We start from the raw sequence: 9868 nt of genomic DNA, 5'->3' as shown, positions 1-9868 counted from the left end.
CCTGAAGCGCGGGGTGCTCCGGAAGGACCCGTTCCAGTCGCTCGACCAGCGCGGCGTGGGCAGCCTCGTCAAGCTGGCGCTCGAGCGCGGGCTGGAGGTCAACCCCGAGCTCCACGTCGGCATCTGCGGCGAACACGGCGGTGACCCCAGCTCGATCAACTTCTGCCACCACGCCGGCCTCGATTACGTGAGCTGTTCGCCGTTCCGGGTTCCGGTCGCCCGGCTGGCGGCGGCCCACGCCGTTCTCAAGGCGAGGATCCGCGGGTTCATGATCTAGAAGCGGCGGCGATCGGGAGGAACGACGCGGGGGTCCCTCCGGGGCCCCCGCCGTTACGTTGCCCCGGTGCGGCTCGAGAACGCCGGATACGCGGCGCGTTCGGAGTGCTACGAGGTTGACTGTCGGTCGTTTCAGGGCGTACAATCATGGTGTGCCTTGGGAAGAACGGTCCCCGGCGCAAGGGGGCCCTCGCGAAGATACGATCCCCGGACGTGACCATGCGGAAGTTCGCCTTCACAGTGCTTCTCATTCTCTTCGCGCTCGCCGTCTGGTACGGCGTGGCGATGGGCGACTTCCTTGAGACGCTCTCGAACGGAGTGACGATCTGCCTGACATGCATCGGTGTAGCCTAGACGGGACAGACCTGTCGGCGGGAAGGCGGGAGCGGGTGTGAACCGGAGGATCGTGCAGCTCGTCGCCTTCTTCGCGACGAACTCGTACTTCGCGTCGATCCCGAGAGCGAGCTTCTATCAGGGTTCGCTGAAGGGCGTCTGCGTTCCGGTGCTCAACTGCTACGCCTGCCCCCTCGCGTGGGGCTCGTGTCCGATCGGAGCGCTTCAGCACTTCGTCATCATCCGCGCTCTTCCCTTCTATCTTCTCGGCGTTCTCGGGATCATCGGCGTCTTGGTCGGCAGGTGGCCGTGCGGCTGGCTGTGCCCGTTCGGGTGGTTCCAGGAGATCGTCTACAAGCTCAAACTCCCGAAGTTCTCCGCGCCCGACTGGCTCAGGCACATGAAGTTCGTCGTGCTCGTCGTCGTGGTCGGCTTCATAGCCTGGTGGACCTGGGAACCCTGGTTCTGCAAGATCTGCCCTGCGGGAACGCTGGGCGCGGGGCTGCCCTGGCTGCTGTGGAACGCACGGGGTTCCGACTTCGCGGCGGGCATGGACTTCACCACCTGGATGTTCGGGCTGAAGATCGGGATCCTGGCCGGACTCATCCTGCTCTTCGGAATGATGAAGCGCCCGTTCTGCCGGTTCGTTTGTCCGTTGGGCGCCATCTTCGGACTCTTCAACAAAGTGAGCCTGCTCCAGCTCAACGTCGATCTCGACAGCTGCAGGGTGGCGGCGGCCAGGGGCTCGAACTACGAGAACTGCGCGACGTGCAGGAACTGCTCGCGGGATTGCCCCATGGACCTCAAGGTGCCGGAGCAGATAGACAGCGTCGACTGCATCAGATGCATGAACTGCACTCGCAGCGGCTCCCCGACGTGGAGTATGCGCTTCAAGCGCGTTCACAACTGGGGCTCCGGGAGCGTCCGGGGTATCGAGGAGGACCTGACAGCGGCGCCCTGATGCCTGCGGACGACGTGGGCCGCGCGATCGACTCCGACCGTCCCCCTGAGCCCGCCAGACCATCCCCGGAGGGAGGGATGCGTCAATGGGACTCTCCGCCGGCATCACGGAGGATCTGGTCGACCGACTGAGCGGCGCCGACCGCCTCGTGGTCTTCACGGGCGCCGGTGTCTCGCAGGAGAGCGGAGTGCCGACCTTCCGCGGGAGGGACGGCCTCTGGAGGGAGTACAGCGCCGAGGACCTGGCGACGGCCGAGGCCTTCGAGGCCGATCCGGAGCTCGTCTGGAGCTGGTACGACTACCGCCGTCAGATCATCGCTGACGCGGAGCCCAACCCCGCCCACAAGGCCATCGCAGAACTCGAGGATGTCTTCCAGGACGTCCGTCTCGTCACCCAGAACGTGGACGGCCTCCACGCGAGGGCCGGGAGCTCCGATCCGATCGAGCTCCACGGCAATATCTGGCGGGCGAGATGCACGAGGGAGCTCACGGTCGGCGCCTTCACCGAGACGCCGCTGAGCGAGATCCCACCCCGGTGCACGACGTGCGGCGCGCTCCTCAGGCCGGATGTCGTCTGGTTCGGGGAACCTCTTCCGGTCAAGGCCTTCGAGGCGTCCCGACGTGCCGCACAGTCGTGCGACGCGATGCTCGTCGTCGGGACGTCGGCCGTCGTACGGCCGGCCGCTTCACTGCCGCTCGTCGCGAAGCACAATGGAGCGACGGTGGTCGAGATCAACACCGGGTATACGCCGTTCTCCGTGCTGATCGACGCCACCCTGCTCGGACCGGCGGGCGGTGTGCTGCCCGAGCTCGTCGGCAGGGTTGCAGAGCGGAGGGACGCGAGGCAGAATGTGACCGACGCCGCTGCGAAGTTCCGGGGCGAGACCGACCGGTGACCCGCGACCGCACGGTTTCCCGGCCCCAGGGCCTCCCTCCCCCGCGTGCTTGACGCTCATCTGATGCTCTGCTAGCTTCTTCCTTATAGGACGCAATCAGGGTGAAGGACGCTCGCCGGCCTTGGAGGCCGGACGGGACTGGTCTACCCTTGTAACGGCGATATGGCCTGACCGCGCTCCGCGCGGCGCTTTTCGGGGATCAGCTTATGAGACGCATGTTGCCCGTTGTGGTGCTCCTGGCCGTTCTCGTGGCCTTCGGCGCCGCGACATCGAAGACGTACAACAGCCCGAACGTCAATGGGCGGGTCCAGACCCAGGCGGGGGACTGGGAGGCCGACGAGCTGGTCTTCAACGACCCCAACGACGATTGCCGCTACTACCCGTCGGATGCGGACCTCGACAACCTCTGGGTCACCTGGGACGCCGACAGTCTGTACGTCGGCATCAAGACCGTGAACGGCCCGGGCGGATACGGGAACGGCTACCTGCTCTTCATCGACACCGACTGGCAGAACGGCGTGACGGGCGCGACCGATTTCACGAGCGCCGACTTCTACGCGCGTCAGCTCGTGTTCGAGGGCTTCGGGGCCGAGGTCGTGATGGGCGGCTGGAACCTCCCCGTGACGTTCGATGCGAAGTTCTGCTCCGATCCGACGAGCACGACCGACCTCACGGAGTTCTACTCGCAGTGCAACCCGGGCCTCAAGCACATCGAGGCCCGTTTCTCGTGGAACGAGCTCTACGGCATCGGGCCCGGACAGGTCCCGCCGGGCACGACCGTCCAGTTCATCGCGGCAGTCGTCGGCGGGGACGGCTCCGGACCGTACGATCTGATGCCGACCTCCTCTTCGGCTCTCGAGACGAGCGGCGGCACGGCATGGAACGCGCTCATCACGGCCGATGAGGCCGTCGAGATCGTCGTCGATGCCAACTCGGACGGGGTTCCCGACGAGGGGTACCCGCCGAGCGGCGCCATCTCGGGAACGGTCACGCTCGACGAACCGTCCGACACGACCACCGTCGTGACCGTGAGCGCCATGCAGGGCGGGAACGTCGTCGGCAGTGACGAGTCCCCCGCGGGCGGGGGAGACTACATGATCTCGACGCTGGCGGACGGCACCTACGACGTCACGACCTTCGCGGAGGGATATCTCGACTCGACCGTGCTCGGTGTCGTCGTGGCGAACGAGGACACCACTGAGAACGTGGATTTCATGCTGACCAGAGTGGACGGAAAGATCATCGGCTCGGTCACGGCCGTCGGCGGCCCGCTCGAGGACGTCACGGTCACGGCGTACGACGTCGACACCGGAGAGGTCGGCGGCGACGGGGCGCAGGTCGTCGAGAATGGCTCCGGGACATTCGAGATCGGCATCGTCGTCGACGGGACCTACCGCGTCGAGGCGACGGCCAAGGGTTACGTTGAAGCCGTGACGACCGTGACGGTCGAGGACGAGAGCACCGAGGACGTCGGCCAGCTGACGCTCAACGTCGTGGAGGCCACGGAGTACGCGTTCGTCGACTCTGTCGGGAACACCATCCAGAGCGTCCGCACGACGGTGAGCCTCCCGGCCGACACGATCTACTACTTCGCCCCGGCGTGGATCCAGCCGCGCGACGCCGACGGTCGCGTCGCCTACTGGGACGACGCGGCGCAGGACAGCGTCCTTCTGGAGGCAACGAAGCTCGATCCCTCGTATCCTCCCGAGGGCAACTTCGTCGTGGCGAGCGCCGACAGCGTGCTCACGACGGAACCGTGGTACATCACCGACGACATGTTCGAGGACGGCGCCGCGCCGTTCCTTGTCGCGAGCGACGAGGTCGAGGTGATCAGGCTTGAGGCGGCGCGCGACACGATCCGCGGAGTGCTCGAGGTTGCAATCGACCCGGCGGCGCCGACGAGGCTTGCGCTCTCGTCCGACGTGTCGGCGATCGCCGCCGGCGGCTCCGAGGCCGCGCGGATCACCGGTCAGCTCAGGGACGCCAGCGGGAACGACGCGCCTGTTGGGGGTATCAGGGCCAATCTCTTCACGTCCGGAGTCGGCGGCCAGTTCACCGTCTCCGCGCCCGAGACCGATCCCAACGGCACGTTCGAGGTCGATTTCTCGGGAACGGTCGCAGGCACGACCTACGTCAGCGCCACCATCGACCCGGCATCCGGTTTGGCTGGGGTCGAGGTCGATACCCTGGCGATCGTCATCGAGCCGGGCGACGCCGCGATCGTGTCGACGAGTCTCGACCCGCCCGCTCTCCGTGCGGGCGACTCGGGCGTCATCACGGCGCAGGTTGTCGATGACTACGGCAACGCCGTCGCGGAGTCCGGTCTGGAGATCGCACTGACGGCCGCGCCGGCGGGGCTTCTGACCTCTATCGAGAGTCCGATCACGACCGACCCCGCGGGGACGGCGACCTCGGCGATCACGGCAGGAACGTCGTACGGCGTGGCCGAGGTCACCGGGACGACGCCGACGCTCAATGTACAGAAGCTCTTCGTTCCGGTGGACGCGACCATCGTGGCTGTCGACGAGACGGCGCCTGAGTCCGACCCCGACCACAACAGCCTGCCGGGAGTCGACCTGACGGTCATGCGGTCGGCGAACTCGGCCGACACGCTGATCGTGACGCTCGACTTCACCTCGGACTGGACCGGAATGCACCTGGGCCTTCTCATTGAGACCAGCGGGACGTCCGACGGCGGGGCCACCGACCCGTTCGGGTTCCCGGTCAACTTTGCTCACGACCTGCTGCCCGACTACTGCTACACCTACAAGTACGCCGCGAACGACTACGGCGACCTCCGGCGCTGGAACGCCCAGTGGGAGCACTACGACTTCGTGGAGGAGGAGTGGCGCATCGGCTTCGCCGAGGGCGTGAACGCCGTAGCGCTGGGCCTTCAGACGAAGACGGCGGACCAGGCCATCCTGCAGGTTCCCCTGTCTATCATCGAGGCCGACATCGGGGACACCGTCCGCCTCCAGGCCTATTCGATGCAGGAGGACGGCGAGAAGCGCACGGCGCTCGACTCGACGCCGTCGGACGCGACCCACGACATGATCCCCGACAGCGGCGAATGGTGGGAGACGGCCACGACGCCCGTCATGCTCTCGAACTACGCGACCTACGTCGTCCGCGCCGAGGGACTGGCTCCCGGTCTCGCGAACGGAGAGGCGAACCCGCCCGTCGCCGAGCCGGGCGATGTCGTGACCTACACCGCCGAGGTGACCGATCTTGGCGGCGGTATCGGCGACGTCTTCCTTGATCTGTCGAGCCTCGGCGGGGACGAGCTCACGAGGATGTACGACGACGGCTTCAACCCCGACCAGGGGGCCATGGACGGCGTCTACACGGCGGCCGACACGGTCGGCCTCTCGGCGACCGGGGGAGAGCAGACCGTCACCGTGACGGCCCGCGACTCGCTCAACATCTACTCCTCGCAGCTTGACATCGACCTCGAGATCGACAACCCGCCCGTTGCGCTCAGGTCGTTCGCCGACTCGCTCGACGACGACCACGGGCCGAACCAGACCGACGGCAGCGGCAATCCGATCGACGGGCTCTACTACTTCTACCCGACGAACCTGGTCTTCTTCCCGGGCTCGTTCGACCTCACGAACGTCGATATCTTCGTCGACGGGAACATGCTGGTCTTCCGTGTCTCGATCGACGACCTCGTGAACCACAGGGATGCGGGCACGGCCGACTGGGGCGCTCCCCAGCCGAGCGAGCAGACGTGCGACAGCGAGTTCCGCACCGACCTCAACCTCCAGAAGATCGACATCTACATCGACGCGGTCGAGGGGCAGGGCGCCACCAGCGGATTCCCGAACCGCTACATCGACATCGCGAGCGTCGACGCCTGGGACTACGGCATCTCGGTCGAGGGGTGGGGCAAGTGGTTCATCGACTCGAACGGGTCGAACTCCCAGGCGAGCTGGACACTCTACAAGAACGACAGCGATGTCTCGATGTGCAACAACTACCAGGAGGATTACATCGACATTCGTGTCAACGCCGACCTCTTCGGTGGAGACACGGGGGTCGACTTCGCGAACGTCGCCTTCTGGGACATCATCGTGACGATAGCGTCGCACGACGGCGACTCGAACGACCAGAACGTCGGCGGCATCCGCTGGGTCAACGCGAACACCAGCGAGTGGCAGATCGGCGGCGGACGCGACAGCGAGGCGAACCGCGACCGCGATCCCAACATCATGGATCTCGTTGTGTCCCCGGGTGAGGGCCACGAGCCGGGCCGGACCCAGGAGGAGATGCTCGACTACACGACCGACGCGGCCGAGGAGCGGTTCGAGAACAACCAGGTCGCGTGCGTGGTCGAGGCGAGCTTCGCGGTCGACACGTCGCCTCCGATCATCTCACCGTTCCCTGCCGACCCCGAGCTCGGTCACATCCCGTGGCTGGCGCTCGACGGTGCGCCCGCGGTCATCTCGACCGAGATTACCGATGTGACCGGCATCGACGCAGCCCGGCTTCACTGGTATCCGGTCGGCCAGACGGCGCTCAGGGAGTCGATCGACATGGTCAACCTGGCGTCCGATGTCTGGGCGGCCGACATCCCGCGGGACGATGTCGTTGCGAACACGAACGTCAGCACGCTCAACAAGACGGGCGACGCGCGCGTGCTTGAGGGATGGGTCTACGCGAAGGACGCGGCGGACAGCGCGAATGCGATTCGGACGTCCACGCTGACGTTCGGCATTCCTGAACCATGGGCGGCCTACCAGACCCTCTCCGTCGTGGACACTCTCGCCGACACTGACGAGCGCGACCTGGTCTTCGCCGACGGCACGGTCCTCTCCCTCGAAGGAGCGAACCTGCCCGGCGCCGGGGACACGGTCGACTTCACGCTGACACCGGTCGCCGAGTCGCTCGTGGACATCGAGAACATCCGGGACGACATGGCGTTCCTCGGTGTCGCGCGGACGCTCGAGGCGTCGACCGATGGGAGGAGCACGGTCGAGCTCTCCGGAGAGCCGACCCTGACGCTTCACTATCCCCAGTACGAGGTCGGCGGACTCGACGAGAGCGACTTCGGCATCTTCTCGTGGATCCCGGAGACCGAGCGGTGGGTTCTCCTGGGAGGCGGCGCGAGCCCGACGAGCAACACGGTCGCGAGCCGCATCCGCGGGCTCGGGCTCTACGGCGTCTTCTACTGGGAGGCTCTCGACGTCGGCGGCTCGGAGGGACTCTCCGGCGTGATGGCGGAGCCCAACCCGTTCTCGCCGAACGGCGACGGTCTTTACGATGAGATGGTCGTGAGCTTCTTCCTCGGGCGCGAGGCCGACTATGTGAACGTCGAGTTCTACGACCTGTCCGGGCGGCTCGCGAGACGCCTGGTGTTCCAGGAGGCGACCGAGTACACGGGCCGCACCCCGGCGCAGATCGTCTGGGACGGCACCGACGAGAACGGTGAGGTCGTGCCCTACGGTATCTACGTGATGCGCATCGAGGCGCGGTTCGACACCGAGCCGACCTTCGAGCGCGTCAACAGACCGGTTGTGGTCATCAAGTAGCAAAGGACGACGATTATGAATCGGAGCATCGTACTCCTTGTCGCGTCGCTCATGGTGGCAGCAGCGCCGGCATCGGCCAATTTCCTCGAGGTCGAGACGGGCGCGCGGGCGATGGGTATGGGCGGGGCCTTCGTGGCGGTCGCCGACGACGTGACGGCGCTCCACTGGAACCCTGCCGGCCTGGCGGACCTCGAGGGTCTGCAGTTCTTCGGCATGAGGACCAGCGTCTACAGCGTCGACGGCTTGACCGAGGACTCGGCGATGGCCGGATACGGCACCGGGTGCCGCGGATTCGGGGCTGGGTGGATGAGGACGGGGGCGACCGACCTGTACAACGAGGACACGATCGTCGTGGGCTACGGGCAGCGGCTGGCGTTCCTCGAGGGGCTTCGCGCAGGCGTGTCGGTCAAGCGGTTCTCCATCGAGGCTCCCGGCTACGAGTACTACGACGATCCCGCCTACACCGAGGGCGGCGACGACGCCTACTCAGGCGATGTGGGGCTCCTCTACCACCGCGGCCAGTGGACCTACGCGGCGACCTACCGGAACATCGGAGAGCCGGAGCTTCAGCTCCTCGATACGACCGAGGAAACGGACAAGGTGACGGGCGAGTTTCGCCTGGGCGCGAGCTATCTCTTCCGCGAGGTCATGCTGATGACCGCGGAGTGGCGCGTGCCGAGCGAGGTGCCCTCCTACTACGATGAGAGCACGAGCCTGAACATCGGGACGGAGATCTGGTTCTACGACGTCTTCGCACTCCGTGCAGGCATGAACAGGGACAGGATCACCGCGGGGCTCGGGATCAAGGCTGACCACGTCAGGCTCGACGTGGCGCTTCTCTCCGAGCGCAGGATCGGCAGTCTCTACAGGTTGTCGGCGATACTGGCGTGGTGACGGCCCCGACGGGGCGCGCTCCTCAGGGATGCGCACCCCCTCGATCAAGGAGCGACCTGTGAAGCGAGACAGACGACACGGAAGGCGCATTCCCTGGGCGGCGGTCGCGGCCGTACTCCTGCTGGCCTGCATGGCGGCGGAAGGCTCGGCTCTGACCACCCTCGAGGGGTACTCCGAGTTCGTGGCCGAGCTTCGGAGCAGCGGAGGCGATGATCCGACGTGGAATCTGGACAACCCGAGGATCTACTCGGAGCTTCGTCTGAAGTCGACCCCCTGGCGGGACATCGAGACCTATCTGAAGATCTCCGCCGAGTCGAACAGGTGGGATGACGACCTGAAGGAGACGAAGTTCTACTTCCGCGAGGCCCACATGCGGTACCGCGCCAGCAACTTCGAGGCGCACCTGTTCACCGGACAGGACCGGTTCTGGTTGAACGAGCCGCTCCTGGAGGTCGTCAACCCCGGCGTCGTCAAGCACGACGACTACGGCCCCCGGGCGCAGGGTATTCGCGCCGACTTCTGGGGCATTCACGGGTTCTCCGGCGCGGCCTTCATCAGTGAGCGCAGCGACTACGGCGCCTCGCCCTGGTCGAGCCTCTCGGACGCCGAGCAGGACGCCCATCCCGGTTCGGCCGAAGGCGACACCATCAGCACGAACACCGATGACTATCGCGGGTTCCGCGTCACGCGGAGCTTCTTCCGGAACAACATGCTCCTCGGGACGACCTACGCGAGGAAGGACTACTCCGGCTCGCCGTTCTACGGCGAGAGGGACCAGTTCGATGAGGTCTTCGCCGTCGACGCTGAGCTGGCGCTCGGCGAGCTCATCCCCTTCCTGACGCAGTTCGGACGCGTCACGCTGGTGACGGAGTACGGCCGCAACAACTCGGGATACCTCTGGGATGTCGAGGACCCGGCGGTCAACGGGTTCAAGACCGAGATCAGAGACTTCCGCGCAGGGCCCTTCCGCTTCGCGGG

General features: G+C 66.2%; 6 protein-coding genes. All 6 read left to right on the top strand.

Annotated elements, in window-relative coordinates; genetic code table 11:
• The coding region (locus GF405_03905; protein MBD3367309.1) for a hypothetical protein at nt 1-277 on the top strand (277 nt) is incomplete at its 5' end.
• Between the two features lie 390 nt (nt 278-667).
• On the top strand, nt 668-1570 hold the full coding sequence (locus tag GF405_03900) for a 4Fe-4S binding protein (protein ID MBD3367308.1): 903 nt from the start codon (nt 668-670) through the stop codon (nt 1568-1570).
• Between the two features lie 85 nt (nt 1571-1655).
• Nucleotides 1656-2465 carry an NAD-dependent protein deacylase gene (locus tag GF405_03895; GenBank protein MBD3367307.1) on the top strand — a complete coding sequence of 270 codons (810 nt, stop codon included), beginning with the start codon at nt 1656-1658 and terminating at the stop codon, nt 2463-2465.
• 206 nt (nt 2466-2671) lie between these two features.
• A complete protein-coding gene (locus GF405_03890) occupies nt 2672-7996 on the top strand; it encodes a hypothetical protein (GenBank protein ID MBD3367306.1) in 5325 nt (1774 codons plus the stop codon).
• A gap of 15 nt (nt 7997-8011) precedes the next feature.
• Nucleotides 8012-8890: a hypothetical protein gene (locus GF405_03885; protein MBD3367305.1), complete on the top strand. Its 879-nt coding sequence runs from the start codon at nt 8012-8014 to the stop codon at nt 8888-8890.
• Nucleotides 8891-8948: 58 nt separating this feature from the next.
• The coding region (locus tag GF405_03880) for a hypothetical protein (GenBank protein MBD3367304.1) at nt 8949-9868 on the top strand (920 nt) is incomplete at its 3' end.

The organism is Candidatus Effluviviaceae Genus V sp., from assembly GCA_014728125.1.
Classification (GTDB): Bacteria; Joyebacterota; Joyebacteria; order Joyebacterales; family Joyebacteraceae; genus WJMD01.
This window is presented reverse-complemented; position numbering and strand designations above follow the sequence as displayed.